Annotated in this window: 20 protein-coding genes; all 20 read right to left on the reverse strand. The window is 42.9% G+C overall.

Annotation, left to right across the window (positions count from 1 at the left end; genetic code table 11):
- Positions 1–58 precede the first annotated feature (58 nt).
- Genes EV211_RS02540 through EV211_RS02635 form a run of 20 tightly spaced genes read right to left on the reverse strand, consistent with a single transcriptional unit; the run spans position 59 to position 22,100 of the window.
- Positions 59–1,561 carry an N-acetylmuramoyl-L-alanine amidase gene (locus EV211_RS02540; RefSeq protein WP_133527866.1) on the reverse strand — a complete coding sequence of 501 codons (1,503 nt, stop codon included), beginning with the start codon at positions 1,559–1,561 and terminating at the stop codon, positions 59–61.
- Between the two features lie 23 nt (positions 1,562–1,584).
- The gene (locus tag EV211_RS02545; RefSeq protein WP_133527867.1) at positions 1,585–2,355 is read right to left on the reverse strand and encodes a TVP38/TMEM64 family protein; all 771 of its coding nucleotides are present in this window, start codon (positions 2,353–2,355) and stop codon (positions 1,585–1,587) included.
- A 3-nt stretch (positions 2,356–2,358) separates the two neighbouring features.
- Positions 2,359–3,654, reverse strand: a complete 1,296-nt coding sequence (locus tag EV211_RS02550; RefSeq protein WP_133527868.1) for a methionine gamma-lyase family protein — start codon at positions 3,652–3,654, stop codon at positions 2,359–2,361.
- Positions 3,651–4,574, reverse strand: coding sequence for a DMT family transporter (locus EV211_RS02555; RefSeq protein WP_166635343.1), 924 nt, complete (start codon positions 4,572–4,574; stop codon positions 3,651–3,653). The genes EV211_RS02550 and EV211_RS02555 overlap by 4 nt, the downstream gene beginning before the upstream one ends.
- Complete coding sequence (locus EV211_RS02560) at positions 4,567–5,721, reverse strand: tyrosine-type recombinase/integrase (protein WP_133527870.1); 1,155 nt, start codon at positions 5,719–5,721, stop codon at positions 4,567–4,569. Before EV211_RS02560 ends, EV211_RS02555 begins: the two co-directional genes overlap by 8 nt.
- A complete protein-coding gene (gene miaA, locus EV211_RS02565) occupies positions 5,694–6,626 on the reverse strand; it encodes a tRNA (adenosine(37)-N6)-dimethylallyltransferase MiaA (protein ID WP_133527871.1) in 933 nt (310 codons plus the stop codon). Before miaA ends, EV211_RS02560 begins: the two co-directional genes overlap by 28 nt.
- 1 nt (position 6,627) lies before the next feature.
- A complete protein-coding gene (mutL, locus tag EV211_RS02570; RefSeq protein ID WP_133527872.1) occupies positions 6,628–8,424 on the reverse strand; it encodes a DNA mismatch repair endonuclease MutL in 1,797 nt (598 codons plus the stop codon).
- The gene (gene mutS / locus EV211_RS02575) at positions 8,417–11,038 is read right to left on the reverse strand and encodes a DNA mismatch repair protein MutS (RefSeq protein WP_133527873.1); all 2,622 of its coding nucleotides are present in this window, start codon (positions 11,036–11,038) and stop codon (positions 8,417–8,419) included. Before mutS ends, mutL begins: the two co-directional genes overlap by 8 nt.
- 27 nt (positions 11,039–11,065) lie before the next feature.
- The gene (locus EV211_RS02580) at positions 11,066–12,265 is read right to left on the reverse strand and encodes a pyridoxal phosphate-dependent aminotransferase (protein ID WP_133527874.1); all 1,200 of its coding nucleotides are present in this window, start codon (positions 12,263–12,265) and stop codon (positions 11,066–11,068) included.
- A 31-nt stretch (positions 12,266–12,296) separates the two neighbouring features.
- A complete protein-coding gene (locus tag EV211_RS02585; RefSeq protein ID WP_133527875.1) occupies positions 12,297–13,097 on the reverse strand; it encodes a TlyA family RNA methyltransferase in 801 nt (266 codons plus the stop codon).
- Complete coding sequence (dxs, locus tag EV211_RS02590) at positions 13,081–14,931, reverse strand: 1-deoxy-D-xylulose-5-phosphate synthase (RefSeq protein WP_133527876.1); 1,851 nt, start codon at positions 14,929–14,931, stop codon at positions 13,081–13,083. Before dxs ends, EV211_RS02585 begins: the two co-directional genes overlap by 17 nt.
- 10 nt (positions 14,932–14,941) lie before the next feature.
- Positions 14,942–15,838, reverse strand: a complete 897-nt coding sequence (locus EV211_RS02595; protein ID WP_243108533.1) for a polyprenyl synthetase family protein — start codon at positions 15,836–15,838, stop codon at positions 14,942–14,944.
- Positions 15,839–15,847: 9 nt separating this feature from the next.
- On the reverse strand, positions 15,848–16,042 hold the full coding sequence (xseB, locus tag EV211_RS02600; RefSeq protein WP_133527877.1) for an exodeoxyribonuclease VII small subunit: 195 nt from the start codon (positions 16,040–16,042) through the stop codon (positions 15,848–15,850).
- On the reverse strand, positions 16,032–17,183 hold the full coding sequence (gene xseA / locus EV211_RS02605) for an exodeoxyribonuclease VII large subunit (RefSeq protein ID WP_133527878.1): 1,152 nt from the start codon (positions 17,181–17,183) through the stop codon (positions 16,032–16,034). The genes xseB and xseA overlap by 11 nt, the downstream gene beginning before the upstream one ends.
- Complete coding sequence (locus EV211_RS02610; protein WP_133527879.1) at positions 17,146–18,135, reverse strand: tRNA (adenosine(37)-N6)-threonylcarbamoyltransferase complex transferase subunit TsaD; 990 nt, start codon at positions 18,133–18,135, stop codon at positions 17,146–17,148. The genes xseA and EV211_RS02610 overlap by 38 nt, the downstream gene beginning before the upstream one ends.
- Before the next feature lie 2 nt (positions 18,136–18,137).
- Positions 18,138–18,533: a transcription antitermination factor NusB gene (gene nusB / locus EV211_RS02615; protein WP_133527880.1), complete on the reverse strand. Its 396-nt coding sequence runs from the start codon at positions 18,531–18,533 to the stop codon at positions 18,138–18,140.
- A complete protein-coding gene (locus EV211_RS02620) occupies positions 18,533–18,877 on the reverse strand; it encodes an Asp23/Gls24 family envelope stress response protein (protein WP_133527881.1) in 345 nt (114 codons plus the stop codon). Before EV211_RS02620 ends, nusB begins: the two co-directional genes overlap by 1 nt.
- Positions 18,877–20,184 (reverse strand): hemolysin family protein, encoded by a 1,308-nt coding sequence (locus tag EV211_RS02625; RefSeq protein WP_133527882.1) that lies wholly within the window; start codon positions 20,182–20,184, stop codon positions 18,877–18,879. The genes EV211_RS02620 and EV211_RS02625 overlap by 1 nt, the downstream gene beginning before the upstream one ends.
- A gap of 25 nt (positions 20,185–20,209) precedes the next feature.
- Positions 20,210–21,442 carry a peptidase U32 family protein gene (locus tag EV211_RS02630; protein WP_133527883.1) on the reverse strand — a complete coding sequence of 411 codons (1,233 nt, stop codon included), beginning with the start codon at positions 21,440–21,442 and terminating at the stop codon, positions 20,210–20,212.
- Complete coding sequence (locus EV211_RS02635; RefSeq protein WP_133527884.1) at positions 21,435–22,100, reverse strand: O-methyltransferase; 666 nt, start codon at positions 22,098–22,100, stop codon at positions 21,435–21,437. The genes EV211_RS02630 and EV211_RS02635 overlap by 8 nt, the downstream gene beginning before the upstream one ends.
- Positions 22,101–22,103: the final 3 nt, after the last annotated feature.

A 22,103-nucleotide genomic window follows, 5' to 3' on the forward strand; every position in this document is an offset into this window, starting at 1 on the left:
CAAGAGGAAAATAAACAATTGTTCGCATTATTTTGGAGCAATTGTTTATCAGTAGCTTCTATTTGTTTGCTTTAGTTGTATCTACGCCTAGATAATCGCATAATCCCAAGGCTAAAGCCTTGCCGTAGGCATCGTATTTCTTAGTAAATATCTTGCGTTCGTACCTGATAGAACCTGTTTCAAATAAGCATGCAGCAGGTGCCTTAGTTAGATTCAAACCTTTCAGATCCGTTCTGTATGTGATTCCATTGGTCCGTAAATGCATTTTAGAAATTACGCTCTTATTGAGACATTTGGCCAGTTTAAGATCAGCTGCAGACCTGTAAAGGGGCTGCGTGCCGCTTTTGGCGCCATACCAGTCACAGTGTATATCCAAGTAAGTCTCAACAGGATATTTGTTAGCTCTGCGTATGCACAGGTTGACATTCATGTCATTGTTATTGTCAGCATCAGTTATTACAGAAACCCCGTAAGAACGCATATATTTTACCATGGCTTTTGTAATAGGAAGCATCAGTTTAGCTTCCTGATATCCGCCATAGCAGCAACCGCTGTCCCACCTGCCCTTATCATCGACACCATGGCCACAGCTGATGAACACCAGATGTCCTTCAGTCACTACCTTATCGACATTTGAATAAGCGCTGTATGTATGGCTGCCATCGCTGTTGGTCTTATAAGCTCTGACTTTATAATACCATTTAGTACGCGGCAGAAGCTTATCGTCAGTATATTTATTGGATGTTACTGTAGCCAGTTTCTTATATGAAGCCTTCGTGCTGAGTCTGCTGTAAATCACATAGCCGTCAGCTTCATCCACAGCATTCCAGGTTATCTTATTGATTTTCTTAGCATAGGCTGTGGCTTCTATAGAAGGCGTAGATAATTCTGATAATGCAATAATTGACTTTTCTGAAGACTTGTGGCTATATACATCCCTGCCCTTTACTGTCATATAAGCTCTGACATAATAATAGTACTCAGTACCCTGAACAGCAGCTGAGTCAGTATAACTGGTTTCAGAAGTCGTACCTGTTTTTGAATATGAACCTGTAGATGTGCGACGATAAATAGCATAACCTGTCGCGCTGTCCACTGCTGACCAGGTCATATCAACTACGCCTGGTTTTTCCGATATTACGGTCAGCAACTGTGGCTTGCCGGGAATTGCAACGGCTTTCACAGCCGAGGTGTACTTCCCGAAGAAAACCCTGGAGCCTGAAGACTTATAAGCCCTTATTTTGTAATAATAGGCACGGCCAGTCGTAATATTAACGTCTGCATACGATGTGACTGAAGCAGATGGAGTCGCAATCAGTGTGTATCTGCCCTTGGAGCTGGTGGCTCTGTAAAGCCTGTAACCACTCACATTTGAGGATTTCTTCCATGTAACGCTGATGGTGTTATAAGAAATCCCCGAGGCTTTCAATGAAGAAACTTTCGACGGAATATTACCGGCAAAGGCTTCATTTGATGAAGGTACATAAATAATAGTCAGGCATAATACTATTATAATAGTAAAAGATAATCTGATGATTCTCGGTAAATTATAGAATCTCATATACACAACTCCTCTGTAATAAATTATTCGGATATCTTTTTATATATGTTATCTATTACACCTGTCAGACGTTTTCTGAATATCAGGCATAATACCAATATTATGGCGCAAATAACTCCAACAACGATCATTCCTGTGTAACTCTTATTCAGATACATGACGCCGAAGAGCAGACTTCCGCACATGCCCGGTATACGCCCGACCGTTGAAAGTATCAGGAAAGGCTTCAGTTTCATATCGGAAATTCCTGCAGCATAGCAAACCAGATCCTTAGGCAGACCAGGTATCAAATAAATCAGAAATATTATTACATATGCCTTCTCGCTGTTGAGCCGTTCAAGAAAGTATTGCATTTTATCCTGTCCAAGAAAGAGTTTCATGGCGTCCGCACCCAGAAACCTGGCCAGATAGTATGTTATTGTCGAACCGAGGATCGCTCCTGTAAGAGATAGTACCAGACCCGGCAGGAATCCGAACATAAACCCTGCAGCCACCTGAAATACCTGACCCGGCAGAACACTTATGATTATCTGCAGTATCTGCGCACCTATATAGGCGATCGCGCCTATTTTCTTATAACCTCTAAGGTAATTAGTTGCTTCATCTAAAGACTTGAACTGTGTTATTACATCTTGCTTGAAAATAATAATATAGGCAGGTATCCCAATAAGGATCACTATCAATACGGCAAATTTGGCTATTGTAAGTATAGTATTCCATTTTTTCGCGCGCTTCTCCCCTGCACTCATATTCTCTTTAATGTTCTCTTTTTCCCTTTTGTTTACGTCATCCATAGTTTACTGTTCCCCCTTTAGCAAACCTTTCGACATAAGTCTCTCCATGGACATCATAACTCCCAGTTTAGAATGTTCATAGGTGAGACCACCCTGAAAATAAACTATATAAGGCGGCCGTATAGGCGCGTCCGCACTTAATTCTATTGAAGAACCCTGTACAAAGGCTCCCGCAGCCATTACAACTTTGTCTTCATAGCCCGGCATGTCCCATGGTTCCGGCGTTACGTAGGAATCCACAGGCGCTGCCGCCTGTATGCCTTCGCAAAAGGCAACTACAGCCTCCGGCGATCCGAGTTTGACTGACTGTATTATGTCGCTTCGCTGATCGTCAACGCCAGGCCGTATGTCATAACCCAGGTCTTTATATACCTGGCCACAAAGTACAGCTCCTTTCAGTGCAGCATTTACAACGGTCGGCGCCATAAATAATCCCTGTAGCACGCCTCTGGTCTGGCCAAAGGTAAGGCCGCATTCGCCGCCTATGCCAGGGCATGTCATTCTATAGGAAATAGCCTCCACCAAGTCCGCTCTACCGCATACATAACCGCCTGTCAGAGCCTGTCCGCCGCCGGGATTCTTGATCAGTGAGCCCGCCATAACATCAACACCTACATCGGTAGGTTCTTTAATGTCAAGGAACTCGCCGTAGCAGTTGTCAGCCATACATACTATATTAGGATCGATTTCATGAACAAAATCAGCCCATTCTTCTATTTGGTTTACCGTAATGGAATTACGCCAACTATAGCCCGTTGCCCGCTGAACACAGACCATCTTAGTATTTTTTGTTATGGCATTCCTGACACCTTCCAGATCTATGGAGCCGTCAGACAAAAGTTCAACCTGTTTGTATTTTACCCCGAAATCCTTCAGTGAACCTTTGTTCTCACCGCGGATCCCTATGACTTCCTCAAGAGTGTCGTAAGGGCCGCCTGTGCAGTAAATCATTTCATCGCCAGGACGAAGTATACCCATGAGGGTTATAGCAAGCGCGTGAGTGCCGTTTACTATCGTTGGCCTGACAAGAGCCGCTTCCGTATGGAAAATGTCAGCATATACCTTTTCTACGGCTTCCCTACCGGCATCATCATAACCATAGCCAGTATTCCAGCTGAAATGTCTGTCTGATATGCGGTTCTTCTGTAAAGCAGCCAATACCTTATATTGATTATATGCCTTTATCTCATCGAGAGCTGCAAACTTGTCCCCCACTGCTTTCTCTGATTTTCCGACCTGATCGAGTACTTTCTCATTTATATTGAATTTTTCCGCTAATAAAGTTGTAATGTCGTTCATAGTTTATAGATCTCCTCATCTATTTTTTTCGGTTTTGAGTTAGTTTCTGCAAGCATAACTGCGGCAAACATAAGGCCGCAGCCTATATATTCTCTGAATGTCAGGACTTCGTTAAGTAATATCATGCCAGATAGCAGTGAAAACAGGGTTTCCAGGCTAAGCAGTATAGTTGCTCTTTCTGACTCTACATATTTCTGTCCCAGCATCTGGAATGTGTAACCGACGCCGCAGATGCCTAAACCGGCGTATAATAGCGGCCACATGGCCAGATATATATCGTGCAATGTACATGTCTCAAGTATCAGCGCGAAAGGCAGGCAGATAGCGCCTGTTGCCAGGAACTGCAATAAGGTGAATATGCAGGTGTCAGCCTTTCCCGCAAAATATTCTATAGTGTACAGATATATGGTGCCTGCGATTGCTGTAATAAGCATGAGAACATCACCGCGGTTGATGTTGTCGATTCCGCCGCTAAGGCTTAGGAAGTAGAATCCAACAACAGATATTATTGCTGCGACCCATATCCTCGGGCTTATCTTTCTTTTCAGGAACAACACACCTGCTATAGGCGTCAAAATTACGTATAGGCCTGATATGAAGCCCGCCTTACCTACAGTTGTATATGGCAGCCCGTACTGTTGAGCAACGACCATGGCCGTAAGAACAAATCCCGTTGCGATGCAACCCTTAAGCATCTTTCTGACAGGCATTTCAGCCGCTTTTTGTTCAGGCGATTTATGTTTCCTGACTATCATTGCAACAGGTATCAGTACGATTCCACCCATTATGAACCTGATTGCCGTAAATGTAAAGGGCCCCAGATTATTCATGCCGTCTTTCTGTGCTACAAGTCCACTACCGTAGACCAGGGCAGCCAAAACCAGAATGATGTCGCCTTTGTATGATTTTAGTTTATTCATGTTTATCCTTTTCAGTTTCCTGTCGCTCAGTTTCCCACTCCATATCATGGACCAGATCACGTTTGACATTTGCCTTATGCTTGGCATATAGCTGTGTTGTAGTAACTTGTTCGTGATCCAGCAGAGCCGCCACGTCATATATTGAGTTTCCCCTGCCTATAAGGCTGGTAGCAGCCGTGGCCCTGAGTTTATGAGGGCTATAACCACTCTTGCGGGATGTTTTCATAGCTATTGAAGTATATTTCTTGACAAGCTCACGTATTTGTCTCTCCGTCATTCTTCGGCCCTGAAGTGATAAGAACAGCGCATCCTTATATTCCGGATCCAAACTGCTGTCATCAGCTCTCTCGTGGTTTATATAGTCGTTTATTACCATAGTCACCGAATTATTCATAGGCATTATAGACTCCTTGCCACGCTTTCTGTATATCTTGAATTCGCCCCGGCTGAAGTTGAATGATGAAATATTCAGCTGCTGGAGTTCTGATAGTCTCAGGCCATAAGTAAGGAACAAAATGAGAATTGCCTTGTCTCTCTTTTTCGTTTTCTCCCAGTAGGAACGTTCGTGGTTAGTCAGGCCCGATCCCGTTGATACAGCGTCAAGCATGACCATGACTTCGTCATCCTGCAGTGCCTTGATCTCCCGCTCTCCGGCTTTCGGCACTTTGATCGGGTCGAAGCCGTCAGTTATGTTCTTAGATACCATTTCTTCTCGATACAGATGCTTGAACATGACCGATATGGAAGATTTCTTACGGGCCAGAGTTTTATTATGATTCTCGTATATAGTTATGGTTTTGTCGGTCTCAACCTTGTATTTACGGCAGTAATCCAAGAACATGTTCACATCTACTGCTCTGACTGAATCCAGCTCCTTCAATGTTATCTTATCTATTGTGTCTCCTTTGATGAGGTCGGTCTCCTCTAATAGATATGTAAAGAAGAATTTGATATCATGTAGATAAGCAAGCCTTGTCATTGGAAGCACGTTTCCCTTCAGATATACGAAAAAGCTGCGCAGAAACTTAGGCATCTGTGCTTCAAGGTCTTCGCATTCCTGAAATATCTCATTTTCCTTTTCTACGATATTATCGGGTTTGTCGCTCTTATTATGGATTCTTACGGTTTTATTCGTTTTCTCAGCCATATGAGTATGTCTCCCATACACTCTTCTTCGTCTGCATAATCAGATATGTTGAACCATTTCATATTCTTATATCTTCTGAACCAGGTCATCTGTCGTTTGGCCAGGTGACGAGTGTTCCTCTTAATGAGCCTTACAGCTTCATCTATGTTATATTCTCCATTGAGATAACCAATGATTTCCTTATATCCTATGCCTTTCATGGATATATCGTCACTATCAAGCCCCATAGTCATAAGGGATTTCACTTCATTCACCAGTCCCTCATCCAGGAGCATATCTACCCGTCTGTTTATTCTATCATAAAGCTCTTCACGATTTCTTGCAAGACCAATGAGAATACTTTCATAGTCCTTAGTCGGAACAGGTCCTGTTGCGAAATCCTTGACCCCGTCTCCATATTCGGATGCTTCCAAGGCTCTGACCACCTTCTTGATATTGTTAGGGTGTATCCTGGACGCTGCATCAGGATCTATTTTTTTCAGTTTATCATAAATGGCCATAGGTCCCTTCTCTTCAGCTTCTCTGAAGAGAGATTCCCTGTAATCATTATTTCTTGGCGGCGTACTGAAGTCCATATCATAGAGCAATGAATTAAGATAAAGGCCCGTACCTCCCGCAATTACCGGAATTTTACCTTTGGCAATTATTTCTGTTATGGCTGATTTAGCCATTGACTGATATTTGACTACAGAAAAACTCCCAGAAGGATCGATTTCATCGACCAGGTAATGTCTTACCTTAGCCCGTTCTTCAGCCGTTGGCTTGGCACTGCCGATATCCATATATTTGTAAAGCTGCATGGAATCGCAGGAGACTATTTCCCCATTGATATCCAAGGCAGTTTTTATGGCAAATTCAGTTTTTCCTACTGCTGTAGGTCCGCAAATCACAACTATCTTATCCATATCAGACCCTCTTGAACATTTTCTCAATATCATAAATGGAGAACCTGATAAATGTAGGTCTGCCATGAGGGCAGGAAAATGGATTGCGGCAGAGTTTCAACTGGTCAATAAGGGCTTGTATCTCGGCCGCAGACAAGTGATCATGAGCCTTTACAGCGCTTTTGCACGACCTGGTTATGAGCTTGTCTATGACAACGGTGTTGCCAAGGTCATCTCTTTCGCTTACATTTTCAATGTAGTCTTTAACAAAGTTTTCAGCTTCGGATATTTCCATGAAGTCAGGTATCTCCTTGACTATATATGAATTTGGTCCGAATTCTTCTATGAGATATCCCATATCTCTCAGAGAATCAAGCCAGTCATACTGATTTTCCTTAACTGACAGAGGCACGTCGACTGTAAATGGTGTCAGTATCATCTGTCTCACCTTTTCATCAGCGCCATATTGGCCAACAAGCTTCTCGTAGAAAATACGTTCATGGGCCGCATGCTGATCTATCATATAGAAATCTTCGCCGTCTACTGCTGTGATATATGTATCAAAAATGCAGCCGGTTATTGTCAGATTGTTGAAATCAAAAGGTTTTAGTTTAGTCTCTTCAACAAGTATATGGCTTTTGGAAGTCATTTCCTGTGGTGCTGCTTCTGCCTGTGGAACAGATCTCTCTGATTTGACTATATTATCGCTGACTTCGGAGGTCTCTCTTTTGCTTGACAGTATTTGTTTTATGTCAACTTGTTCGGGAGTCGGCTTGTCTTTTGCTTTTTCAGCATTGCTTTGCTTTATGAAATAATCAGCAGCACCTGCCATGGCCTCTTTTGTACCAAGTGCGTCTATAACTGCCTCTTTCACTGCAAGTTCAACAGCCTTGTCATCGTGAAAGCGTACTTCCTTCTTGTTAGGATGAATGTTCACGTCTACAGAGGCGGGATCCGTCTCCAAAAACAAGAAGGCTACAGGGTAACGACCTTTAAAAAGCCTCTCCTTATAGGCTTCTGAAAGGCCCTTTTCTATTACTTTACTCTTTACGATCCTGCCATTTACGAAGAATATCTGATCCCGCCGGGTGCTCCTGGACAAGGATGGCCTGGAAATGCAGCCTGTCACCGTAAAACCAGGAGTTGTAAAATCTACATCTGCCAGATCATCATATTCTCTTTGTCTATAGACCGTCATGATGGTTTTCTTCAAGGAACTATCTCCTGCCGTTGCAAACAGTACATTCCCATTGTTTATGAATTGAATCTTTATGTCAGTATAGGCCAGAGCCATTTCTGACATGAGATCTATTATCATGCCGCTTTCGGCAGAATCGGACTTAAGGAACTGTCTTCTTGCAGGAGTGTTGTAGAACAGGTCTGTAACTATGATAGTAGTGCCGTGAGGACAGCCAACAGGAACATTCTCAACAACTTCGCTGCCGTTTATAAGAAGTCTGCGTCCGGTTTTCTCAGCTTCCGGTCTCGTTATAAGGGTAGTCTGCGTAACTGCAGCTACGCTGGCCAGAGCTTCTCCTCTGAATCCCAGGCTGCTTATGGAAGTCAGATCTGCCACAGTCTCAATTTTGCTTGTGGCATGACGAAGAAAGGCCGTTTCAACCTGATCTGCCTCTATGCCGCAACCGTTATCCGTAACGCGTATGAAGGTCTTGCCGCCATTCTTTATCTCCACTGAAATAGTATCGGCCCCTGAATCTATAGAATTCTCAAGGAGTTCCTTGACTATGGAAACCGGGCGTTCTATGACTTCCCCCGCCGCTATTTTATCTGATATGTTTTTTTCTAAAACTCTAATCATCTATAAGTTCCTTCAGATCTTCTAATATCTTGATGGCCTGTGAAGGCGTAACTTCCATGAGATCCAGCTGTTTCAACTGTTCTATGACCGGATCCGGCTCGGCGAATAGAGACAGCTGTTGTTCTGCCACATGATCCTTCTCACGAGAGTACTCACTTTGGAAAGCCGTTGTGACTGACCCATGAGAGCCCTCTTCCTCAAGCCTTCCCAGCTTATCCTCAGCATTCATAAGCAGTTTAGCCGGCACACCGGCAAGCTTAGCCACATGTATACCGTAGCTTCTGCTGGCCGGGCCAGGCACTATTTTGTGCAGGAATACAACGTCCCCGCCTTCATCAGAAACGTCCACATTGAGATTTCGTACGCCTTTGATCTCATCCTCCAGGACAGTCAGCTCGTGGTAATGAGTCGCAAAAAGCGTGCGTATGTGTTTCTTCTCGTTGCAAAGGTATTCTACGGCTGCCCAGGCTATGGACAGGCCGTCATAGGTACTGGTTCCGCGACCTATCTCGTCCAGGATTATGAGACTTCTCTCCTTGGAATTACGGAGAATGTAAGCAAGTTCACTCATCTCCACATAGAATGTGGACTGACCCTGGGACAGATTGTCTGAGGCGCCTATACGGGTGAATATCCTGTCGACGACGCCGATAACGGCTTTCTCCGCCGGAACGAAGCATCCTGCCTGAGCCATAAGCACGATCAGTGCTGTCTGCCTCATATATGTTGATTTACCGGACATATTAGGTCCAGTGATTATGAGCATACTGGCGTCCGAATCGTTTAGATAGGTGTCGTTAGATACGAAAAGTCCCTGCTCCGTGGTCTGCTCTATGACAGGATGGCGGCCTCGTTCAATTTCTATGGTGAGGCTATCGTTTATGACAGGTCTGATGTAACCGAGTTTGGTGCTGACGCTTGCGAAGGAACAAAGCACATCCAGTACGGCTATTGCCTGGGATGTCTGCTGTATCTGAGCTATGTAGCCTTCTATGTCTTCTCTTATCTGAGAGAATATCTCATATTCCAGCTGATTTATCTTAGTCTCAGCATTAAGAACTATAGACTCCATTTCCTTAAGTTTAGGGGTTATGTATCTCTCCCCTCCTACCAGAGTCTGCTTCCTGACATAATCATCAGGAGCCTGGTCCACACTGGACCGGCTGATTTCGATATAATATCCGAATACTTTATTGTATCCTACTTTCAGGTTCTTGATACCTGTCCGTTTCTTTTCCTTATTCTCCAGCTCTGCTATCCACTGTTTGGCATCCTTTATGGACAGTTTCATCTGATCCAGTTCCTGGGAACAACCATCTTTTATGACTCCGCCTTCCTTGATGGTGAACGGCGGATCATCAGAAATCGAATCGTCAATAAGATGAAAAACTTTGCTGAGATCGCAGATATCCCGGCTGAGCTGCGTAAGCAGTTCACTGGCTGCATATCCCAGTGCTTCCTTAACTTCAGGAAGTACACCTATGGAATTGCGCAGGGATATGAGATCTTTGCCGTTGGCGTTGCCTGAGGCAATACGTCCTGCCAGTCTTTCAAAATCATAAACATGTTTCAGGCCTTCGCAGAGGTTATTCAGTACCATAGGCTGATCTACGAGTTCTTCTACGGCGTCAAGCCTGTCGTTTATCTCTTCTGATGAATTCAGCGGCTCTCTGAGCCATTGCTTCAGTTTTCTGCCACCCATAGCGGTGTTGGTATTGTCAAGGATTCCCAGTAAGGATCCCTGTACTTTTTTATCATACAATGTCTCTGTGATTTCAAGGTTTCTGATAGTCGCCTTGTCCAAAGCCATGTGATTTCCTATTTCATAAAACTGACATCTGGTCAGTTGTTTTAAATTCTGTTTCTGTGTTTCCAAAAGGTATGCCAGCAAAGCGCCGATTGATAATATACAAAAATGGCGGCCGTCTATGCCAAGGGCTGTCATGGATATATGGCCGAATTGGGCTTTAATTGACGTTTCTGCGGCTTTTTTAGAATAATACGAGTTGGGCATTGCGTGAATGAATGCGTCCGTGTAAGCCTTGATTTCGTCCTCATCGCAAAGTTCAACAAAGCCTTCATTGATTATTATTTCTTTAGGGCTAATTTTCACCAGCTCGTTAATTAGATCCTCAATGAGGTTTGAACCGGTATTTTTTTCTGTTGTGTATAGTTCTCCTGTAGAAATGTCGCAATAAGAGACTGACATGCCGTCTTTGTCTAAATAGACCGACGCCAGATAATTGTTCTCATTTTCCTTGAGCATGGCCCTGGAAGTCACTGTGCCGGGGGTCACTATCTGTATGACTCCCCTTTTCACCATTCCCTTAGTCGTGGCCGGATCCTCCAGCTGTTCGCATATAGCCACCTTGTATCCCATCTTTACAAGCTTCTCTATATAAGAATCTGCGGCATGGAACGGGACTCCACACATAGGAGCCCTCTCTTCCATACCGCAGTTTTTACCTGTAAGTGTCAGTTCAAGCAGGCGTGAAACCAGCTTGGCATCCTCAAAGAACATTTCATAGAAGTCACCCAGTCTAAAGAATAATATACAGTCGTTATACTGTTCTTTTATTCCTTTATACTGTTCCATCATCGGGGATAACTTCATCTTATTTTCTGCTCCTTCAGATTAGTATTATTTTCCGAGTTTCTTATTATATGCCTCCAGGCCTAACTTGATAAGCTCAGTTCCTCTCTTCATATCTTTCTGATTCAGAACGTATGCTATTCTCATCTCGTTTTTGCCCAGACCCGGTGTTGCATAGAATCCTGCAGCCGGTGCGAACATAACTGTTTCGCCGTGATCATCGAATTCAGTCAGCAGGAACATCAGGAAATCCTCAACATCATCTACCGGCAATTTGGCTGTCAGATAGAAAGCTCCGCCTGGTTTCTGGCAAACAACTCCAGGGATCTTCATGAGTTCTTCGTAAACTACGTCTCTTCTTCCGCAGTATTCAGCCTTGACTTCATCATAATATGATTTAGGCATTCTGAACAGAGCTGCAGCTCCTACCTGATCGATAGTTGAAACGCACAGTCTTCCCTGAGCAATCTTCATCATTCCAGAATTGAATTCCTTATTCTTGCAGATAGCGAATCCGATTCTTGCTCCGCATGCGGAATATCTCTTGGATACTGAGTCTATGATGATAACTCTGTCGGAATACTCAGGAAGCATACCGAAGGAAGCCATCTCTCTGCCATCATATACGAACTCTCTGTATACTTCATCAGCGATTATCCAAAGATCATGTTTCTTAGCGATCTCGCAGATTAGTTTCATCTCGTCAAGAGTAAGTACTGTTCCTGTAGGATTTCCCGGATTCAGGCAGCAGATAGCTCTTGTCTTAGGTGTGATGCAGGATTCGATCTGATCTTTGTCAGCATAATGATATCCATCTTCAGTCTTGGTAGTGATAGGAACTACCTTTCCACCTGCAGCTGTAGCAAATGTATGATAGTTAGTATAGAATGGTTCAGGAATAAGAACTTCTTCTCCCTCATTTAGTATAGTAAGGAAAGTCATGTTCAAAGCCTCAGAACCACCTGTAGTTACCATGATATCTTCAGGTGCGAAGTCCATATTGTAACCTTTAAAGTAGTCACATACAGCATCACGAAGGTCATTGATTCCGCCTGATTCAGCGTAAGCGATGACTTTCTTGTCATATGCTCTGATAGCGTCCATGAAACATTCTGGTGTTTCTACGTCCGGCTGTCCAATGTTCAGATGGTATACCTTCTTGCCATCTGCTTCGGCTTTAAAACCAAATGGATTAAATCTTCTGATCGGTGAAAATTGCATCGATTCAACTTTCTTTGATAGTTTCATTTCTCTCAGTCTCCTTTTTATTTATAAAACTTTACTTTAGCTCTTCATGAGAGCATTTAACGACCCTTTGTATACAAGATAAATTATAACGCATATTTTCATTTTTGCCAACATATAAAAGGAATTCTCTGTTACCTTTTGCTCCTTTAACAGGAGAAAATGTCAGTCCATAAGGAACGAAGCCGTTCTCCTCAGCATATCCTACGCATTTTTCTATGACCTGTTCATGTATTTTTTCATCTCTTATAATACCGGATCCCTTGTCCACTTCCTCCTTGCCTGCTTCAAACTGAGGTTTTACAAGGCACACGAGAGTCCCTTCCTCTGACAGCACTCTGGCTGCTACAGGAAGTATCAGTTTCAGAGAAATAAAGGACACATCTATACTGATGAAATCTATAGGATCCTCTATAAGTGCAGGATCCAGATATCGGACATTGCATTTCTCGATATTGACTACACGAGGATCCGTACGCAGTTTCCATGCCAGCTGTCCATATCCAACATCTATAGAATAAACCTTGGATGCGCCGTTCTGAAGCATGCAGTCGGTAAACCCGCCCGTAGACGCGCCTATATCCATGCATATCTTATCTTTCAGATCCAGATCAAATGTCTCTATGGATTTTTCAAGTTTAAGGCCGCCTCTGCTTACATATGGGCATGAATCCTCACGGACCTCAATAGTGGCTTCTGTATCTATCTTAGTGCCTGCCTTGTCGCTTCTCTGGCCTTCTACAAATACAACGCCAGCCATAATTGAAGCTTTGGCTCGTTCTCTTGACTGGTAATAGCCTCTTTCCACCAGAAGCACATCAAGCCTTTCCTTCAAACCGGTCACTTATCCTTTCCGCAATTGATTCTCCATCAAGTTTATATAACTTATAAAGATCATCACATGAACCGTGTTCAATGAACTTATCCGGCCAACCAAAGTTTGTCACCTTGATGGAAGCGGGCACCAGAGCGCTCAGTTTCTCACCAAATCCGCCAAGGGCTGTGCCATCTTCTATGGTAACTATGTTTCTGCAGTTGCTGCTTATAACTGACATATCTATAGGTTTAATAGTGCGCACGCTGACTACTCCGGCATGTATTCCTCTTAATTCCAATAATTCCTTGGCTTTTTCTGCTCTTTTCAACATAGAACCTACTGCCCAAATATCCACATCCTTGCCGGATGATAGCCTGACATTCCTGCCATTGAATGTTTCCTCTCTGTTCTCGTCATAATCACAATTACCTCTCGGATATCTGATGGCCACGGGAGAATTCAGAGAAAATGCATAACTGAGCATTGCCTTTAAATCGTTTCCATCTGAAGGCGATAATATAGTAAGATTTGGTATAGACGACAGATAGCTTATATCCAGTAGTCCATGATGAGTCTCACCGTCTGCACCGACAAGCCCTGCTCTGTCTATAGCAAAAACTACCGGCAGATTCTGAAGGCAAACGTCTTCAACAATCTGGTCGTATGCTCTCTGTAAAAAGGATGAGTATATTGCCACCAGCGGCTTCATGTCTGACTTGGCAAGTCCTGCAGCAAAGGTAACCGCGTGGGCTTCTGCTATGCCCACGTCAAAATACCGTTTGGGGTATTTTTCTGCAAACTCAGCGAGTCCTGTAGCCGTACCCATAGCCGCCGTAATTGCAACTATTCTATCGTCATCATCTGCCAGTTTAACAAGTGTTTCACCCATAACCTTAGACGATGTGACTCCTGCAGGGAACTTTTCTGCACCCGTTTCAGGGTCAAATGGGCCTATACCATGGTATTTATTGGGATTCAGCTCAGCGTTCCTGTAGCCCTTGCCCTTCTTGGTCATGACATGGATAAATACAGGCCCGCGCACGTTTTGCGCCTGTTCCAGAATTCCCAGGACAGAAGGTATGTCATTGCCATCTATAGGTCCCAGATAAGTGAAACCAAGCTCCTCAAACATTACTCCTCCGGAGAGCAAGGCATACTTCAGCCAGTCTTTTGCTCCGGAGAGCCCCTTGGCAAGGCCTTCACCTACAGCCGGTATCCTGCTGATGTTTTCCTTTATGTTTTTCTTGGCATCCAAGTACTTGTTAGAAGTCCTGAGTTTGCCAAGATGTTTAGATATTCCGCCTATGTTGCGTGATATGGACATTCCGTTATCGTTTAATATAACGATAACTTTGGATTTGGAAGCCCCGATATTATTGAGAGCTTCATAAGCCATACCCCCTGTCAGTGAACCATCGCCAATCACCGCAACTACATTATAATCCTCATTCTTGATGTCTCTTGCGGCTGCCATTCCTGCTGCTGCTGACAGCGATGTACTCGAATGGCCGGTATCATAGGCGTCGTATTCGCTCTCTCCTGATTTAGGGAAACCACTCATGCCTCCTGTCTGTCTCAGGGTATCGAATCTGTTCGCTCTGCCTGTCAATATCTTATGAACATATGACTGATGACCTACATCCCATATTATCTTATCTTTCGGGCAATCATAAAAGCGATGTAACGCTATAGTCAACTCCACCACGCCAAGATTAGAAGCTAAATGTCCGCCGGTAAGCGATATCTTATCTACAAGAAAATCACGTATGGCGTAGGAAAGCAACTCAAGTTCCTCTCCCGACATATTCTTCAGATCTTCGGGAAAATTATATTCTGCCAAATTTCTTTTCATTAAGGTCCCTCTATTTCGTACGGCTTTCTAGTTTCAGAACCAGATCGCGGAAAAATTCTGCATTATCATAGTAATCGGCTATAGCGTTAACAGCATTCTCAGTCAATTCGTGTAATTTCTTCTCTGCAGCTTCCATACCGCAAAGGGAAACATATGTGAGTTTTGCGTTCTTCTCATCTTCGCCGGTACCCTTGCCCATCTCCTCCGCGTTGCCTCTCACATCGAGAATATCGTCTGCCACCTGATAAGCCAAACCGAGATTTTCAGCATAAATGGTCATCTTTTCCATCATCGCGTCATCAGCGCCGCCGATATAAAGACCGGCTTTCACTGCCGCGACAATCAAAGCAGCTGTTTTGTTCACGTGTATATATTCAAGCATTTCATTAGACGGTTCTTTACTCTCAGACTCCACATCGCTGACCTGACCGGCTATCATACCGCCTACACCTGCTCCTTTAGCAATGACATATGCCGCATTTATACGCTTCTTAAGCTCCAGCTGACTGTCGAAATAAAGCAACATGTTCTTATACATTATCTCAAAGGCTGTGTTTAGAAGGCCGTCGCCTGCCAGAGTGGCTATGCCTGCCCCGTATATCTTATGATTCGTTGGTACACCCCGCCGAAAATCATCATTATCCATAGCGGGAAGATCATCGTGGATCAAAGAATACGTCTGTATATACTCCATAGCGCACGCAAATGTCAGGGCGTCTTTGGAATCGCCTCCGGCAAATTCACAGGAAGCCAGTAGTAGAACCGGCCTCAGCCTTTTCCCACCGGCCGTAAGGCTATACTTCATTGACTCATATAAGGGATTACTCATATTGTTGATATTAGGCATAAAATCTAACAGATGCTCATCTATCATCTGTTTATATTCATCATAATTCTCTCTCATCATACACCGTCCTTATTGTTCTAACTCAAAGGTCTCGATTTTCTGTTTGGCTTCCGCCAAGATCTTTTCACAATTCTTGTAATATTTCATTCCTTCTTCATAGCACCTGATAGATCCCTCAAGATCGGTCTCCGGTGATTTGATTTTTTCTGACATCTCCCTCAGTTTTTCAAGAGAAGTCTCAAAACTCTCGCCATTAATCGCCATCTTTATCACTTCCTGTCTCTATTATAGTACAATATGCCCATCCTTTGTGGAAAATCAACTTAAATTTATCCGATTTATCTATAGCTTTCGCATCAGTGATGACTTTTCCTCCGCTGCTTTCCACTATGGAATAGCCATTTTCCAATATCCTGCGGGGATCATTCTCGGTTAAGAGCATTTTCAGGCTTCCTACCTGATTGCGCGCCATCTCTATTCTGTTATTGAATGAATCTCTGATGTCTTTCATCATGTTTTCAACTTTCATAGCATTGAACATGACTCTGTTATTGAGTTCCAGACTCATCTGTCTCTTCATATCATCAATATTATTCTGTAATTCAGTCGTATCCGGCACTGCTATCTGTGCTGCTGCCGTAGGCGTCTCAGCTCTTACATCTGCCACCATATCAGATATGGTGAAATCTATCTCATGGCCCACTGCAGATATTACAGGTATGCGTGAATCGTATATGCTGTGAGCTACGATTTCCTCGTTAAACGCCCACAGGTCTTCTGCGGCGCCACCGCCACGTCCAACAATAAGGACATCAATGTCATCAAATTTCTCGTTTGCTATATCTATTGCGTGAGATATCTGAGGCGCTGCTCCGTCCCCCTGTACTAAGACCGGGAAAACTACTATATCTACCACATTGTTCCGGCTCTTTATTATCTTAAGTATATCTCTTACCGCAGCTCCGGTGGCAGAAGTAATTACGCCGACTTTATATGGGAATGCAGGCAATTGCTTTTTGTGAGATTTATCAAAAAGTCCTTCATTTTGCAGTTTGTTTTTCATCTGCTCAAAGGCTATAGCCAGGCTTCCCTCGCCACAGATTTCCACATTTCTTACGAATATCGAATAGGAACCATTCTTTTTGTAAAGGCGTAAGGAGCCGTTTATGTTCAGATCCATACCGTCCTGCAATTCATATTTCAAGTCTCTTGCGTACTCTCCCGGCAAAGCACAATTTACTTTGGCCGACTGATCTACCAGAGAAAAATAGATGAATCCATTTGAGTGGTATTTGACACCTGATGCCTCTCCATGGACTGTGACATTAGTAAGCAGAGGATCTGTGCTTAATACACGCGAAATGTATTCATTTAACTGTGTTACACTGATAGGCTTTATGGCCATAAGTATTCCCTCCGAGTAAAGCTACTCCAACTGCATTATCTCCGGATAGCTCTTTATTACCAAAACATATATTGCGACTGCATCTTTCATTTAAATGCTTCCTTAAATAATCACTTGACGAAACGCCACCTGCATATATGAAATCATTTATATCGTATTCATTCCCTATTTCTTCAGTCACATCGCTTATAACAGTCACTATACTATTAAAAATCGAAGTTATCAAACTGTCACTGTCGACTTTCCCTACAAGTTGCTGACATTTTGTTTCTATACCGGAAAGATTGAAAAATCCAGTATCTGTCTTGATTTTAGGCAGTTCCACCATTTTGCCATTGTATGTGCATGCTCTCGTGTCCATCTCTTCTCCACAGGGAAATTTCATGCCTAAGGATACGCCTACTCTGTCTATAAGCTGGCCTAAAGCGATATCTTTACTGCCTCCTACTATTTCATAGTTCACAGGATCCATGGTAGTATCCACCAGAATCGCTTCTGTAGTACCTCCGGAAAAATGAAAGGAAACGAATCTGTCTACGTCCTTAAATGCCGAATAATGTCGTATTGCCTCGATGTGCCCCTCCTGATGTGAAAACTCATAATAAGCCACTCCTAAAGCGGCAGCCAGTGATTTTCCAAGGCTTACGCCGCCATTGAATACAGGCATATATGATCCTTCTACAGGCCTCGGCCTACTGGAAGCAGATACGCAGACTATATTTTTTCTCATGTCATCATTCAGATTTCCCAGGACTTCTTCGCTTATATACTGTAGATTGATAATATGCTGAAAAAGGGCTTCTGACTGTCTCAGACCCCTTTTCCCCTTTGGCACTTCCAATAGCTTTCGTACATTTGATATGATATTACCCCTGTTATCGGTTAAAGCCATAGATGTTCTATAGTTGCTGGTATCTATTCCCAGACTATACCAAACTGTTTCCTCTCTCATTGTTATCCTTCTTTAACAATATTTCCAAGAATAGCATTGACAAACTTCGGTGACTGATCCGTACCGTATTTCTTGGCAAGATCCACGGCCTCATTAATAGCTACGGCTGGTGGAACATCATCAATATAGGATATCTCACATGCTGCCAGCCGCAAGATGGCAATGTCTGTCTTAGGCATTCTGTCTATTGACCAGCCGATACTGTATTTCTCTATTTCCGTGTCTATGGCTTCTCTGTTTTCGCAGATTAGTTTACACAGCCTCTCGCAGTATTCACGCTGAACACCGATTTTTCCTTCTGATAGATACTTCTCTGAAGACAATTCATCGTAATCATTGTTCATGTCCATCTGATAAAAAACTTTCATCATGAATTCTCTGGCGTCTGTCCTATTCATTATTTATCTTCCTCCTCAGGTAGATCCACGCCTTGGACGTGAATATTGATTTCTTTAATCTTACTTCCTATGACTTCCTCCAGAGCCTTTTTAACTGTGCTCTGTATGTCCCAAGCTAATTGTGGTATTTTGACCTTGTAAATCACTTTTATGTATAGGTCAACAACAAGCTTCTCATCTACAACCGAAAATTTAACTCCTTTGACCGGCGTACCGATTACCGGTATGCTCTTCAGGGTATTTGTCAGTGTAACGCCCATTCCGCTTACTCCGTCTACACTAGTAGCGGCCTTAACGGCTATATTCATCAGTTCTTCTTCTGTAGGTCTATTGCTGTCAGACATTACTGTTCATCCTTATCACTTATTTTATCAGAACTTTCTTCTTTATCAGGCTCATCTATGTGAAGCCGTACTTTTTCTATCCTGCGTTCTTTGACTGATAGGATAGTGAATACATAGTTCTCATATTTGATAGCTCGGTTTACATATCCATCCTGAGGTATTTCTCCTATTATGTCTATCAGGAAACCTCCGATAGTCTCACTGTTTTCAGACTCAAGATGTGTTCCGAGTTCTTCGTTTATATCATCCAGATCCACATTACCGTCTACCAGATAGTTGGATTCGTCGAGTTTTTCTATTATCTCGTCTTCCTCATCATATTCATCGTCGATATCACCTACGATTTCCTCTATGATATCCTCCATAGTAGCAATACCGCTAAACCCGCCGTACTCATCTATAAGAATAGCTATATGCTGTTTTTCCTTCTGTAGTTCGAAAAACAGGGCATCAATATTCTTAGTCTCAGGGACGAAATAGGGCCTTCTCAATATAGACTTAATATCGACCTTATCGAAACCTTCTTCCCTGGCTTTTATCAGATAATCCTTGATATGCAGTATGCCTATTATATTATCCGGCTCATTTTCACACACAGGTATCCTGGAATAGCGTAATTGCATCAATTCATCCAGATATTCTTCCGGAGGATCATTGATATCTATAAGAAAAACATCCGTTCTAGGTGTCATTATCTCGTAGGCAAGCTCATCATCGAATTGAAATATGCTGCCTATCATTTTCTTTCCTTCTTCTTTAATGACTCCGCTTTCCTGTCCAACTTCCAGCATTGACATAACTTCATCTTCTGAAAAGTCCTTATCGTCAACATCTGTCTTCTGCCTGAAAAGTTTAAGAAACAGGTTCGCAAATACCAGAAGCAATCCTGTAACAGGTGTTAGTATTATGCACATAAATGTCTGTATACCGGCAAACTTCAGCGACAGAGTATCGCTGTGCTGACGAGCCAGTTTCCTTGGTAATATCTCACTTAAAGATATCAGCAAAGCCAGGTATATTGCTACTGATGCTATCTTGTTATAAGGCAGATACAAGACAAGCAACAGACCCATGGCAGCAAGAACATAGTTCATAGTGCGATTGGTGTATTTGTATTTATACGGTTTTTCAAGTAATTTCTCAAGTCTGACCGCTCTTGGTTCAGACTTATCCTCGAGCATATGTCTTACTTTACTCCGGCTTACTGCTTTCATCGAAGAGTTCGAAAGAACTACGATGGCATTAAGCACAATTATTAATGCAATTGTTAACAGTAACAATGTTAAATTGCTGGGGTCAGGGTTCATTAATGATCACACTCCTTAATTATCATTATTTAGTGATTCTTTTTCTCAAAATATAGTCCGGCCTTACCGGTTTGTTCATTTTAAATTTCAATATTTCCTGTGGATGAGGTGCTGATTCTATTGCCTCACCGCTTTCAAAGTCGTACATCTCAGTTACCTTTTGTTTAAAATAACTGATATCCGGCCCGAATACCTCTATTTCTTCACCTACAGTCATTTTATTTCTCTGTTCGACTATGGCGTAACCTGTGCTTTCATCATAACTCTTCACTATGCCAACAAATGAATACTCTCTGTTATAAGCGCTCGTTTGATAATTCTGATCCAGATTTGTAGGTTGATTGAAGTAAAAACCCGTAGTGAATTCTCTATGGCTGGCTTTCTTTAATTCTGTCAACCATTCCTCATTGAATTCATAGTTATCTGGGTCAGCGTAATACGCATCTATTGCCTGTCTATAGGCATGTACAACTGTAGCCACATAATATATGCTCTTCATACGACCTTCTATTTTGGCACTGCATATGCCCGCCTGTATCAACTCAGGTATATGTTCGATCATACATAGATCTCTTGAGTTCATTATATATGTGCCACGGTCATCTTCCTCGATAGGGTAATATTCCCCCGGCCGTTTCTCTTCCATCAGGCTATACTGCCATCTGCAAGGATGAGCGCACTGTCCTCTGTTAGCGTCTCTCTCCGTCATAAAATTACTGAGGAGGCATCTGCCCGAATAAGATATGCACATAGCTCCGTGAACAAATGATTCAAGTTCCATGTCTTCAGGTATATGGCTGCGAAGTAGTCTTATTTCTTCAAAAGTAAGTTCTCTTGCTGTGACCAGTCTCTTGACTCCCATTCTGTACCAGAATCCTGCCGTCTTATAGTTTGTCATATTGGCTTGAGTAGAAAGATGTATCACTGCATCGGGATCATGCTCTCTTATCAGATCGAATACTCCCGGATCAGATACCAGAAAGGCGTCTATTCCAATATCCTTTATGGTATTTAAATATTTCCCCAATGGTTCAATGTCTTCATTGTGAGCGAAAATATTTACAGTCAGGTAACACTTCTTTCCACGTTCATGTGCGAAGGTTACACCTTCTTTCATTTCTTCTACAGAAAAGTTGCCGGCCCCGGCTCTCAGGGAGAACATCTCACCGCCAAAGTACACAGCATCAGCACCATAGACTATAGCTATCTTAAGTTTTTCAAGGTCGCCTGCCGGCGCCAGTAATTCTATCTTATTCATTTTTCCCCATATATATCGACACTGCCAAACCATCACCTACAGAAAAAAGCGTAGTATGGAACCTTTTATCCCTGCATATAAATTCAACGTATTCCCGCATTTTTCTTATGTTGGACTTATGTTTATCCCTAGGATCACAGTCTTCCGTAACCGTCATGCCATGCATTAGTATATTGTCAGAAACCAGAACTGCTCCTGGTTTGCATACTGTAACGGCACTTTCCAGGAATCTCCTGTAATGACTTTTTGCCGCATCTATAAATACGAAATCAAAGCCATCAACCCCCTCATCTCTGAGTTTTTCTGTTTGTTCCTGACCGTCACCCATAAGCAATGTCACTCTGTCATCCAAGGCACTTTTGCTTATATTGGAAACAGCCGCCTTGTGAGCATACTCGTCTTTTTCTATGGTATAGATTCTGGCCTCAGGACAATATAACGCGAAAAAAGTAGACGAATACCCGATGGCTGTGCCTATTTCCAAAATCTTCTCGGGTTTTTTCATATCCAAAAGCATTTTCAAAACTGATTCTGTCTCCTTGAGGATGATAGGCACCATTCCCCTCTCGCCAACCTGGCGAAATGAAATCAGCCTGTCATCTATGGGAGTATAGAAACTGTTGAAATAATCTCTGACCTGTGTATCTGTAATATCCATCAA

The sequence above is a fragment of the Aminicella lysinilytica genome (assembly GCF_004362975.1).
Lineage (GTDB): Bacteria > Bacillota > Clostridia > Peptostreptococcales > Anaerovoracaceae > Aminicella > Aminicella lysinilytica.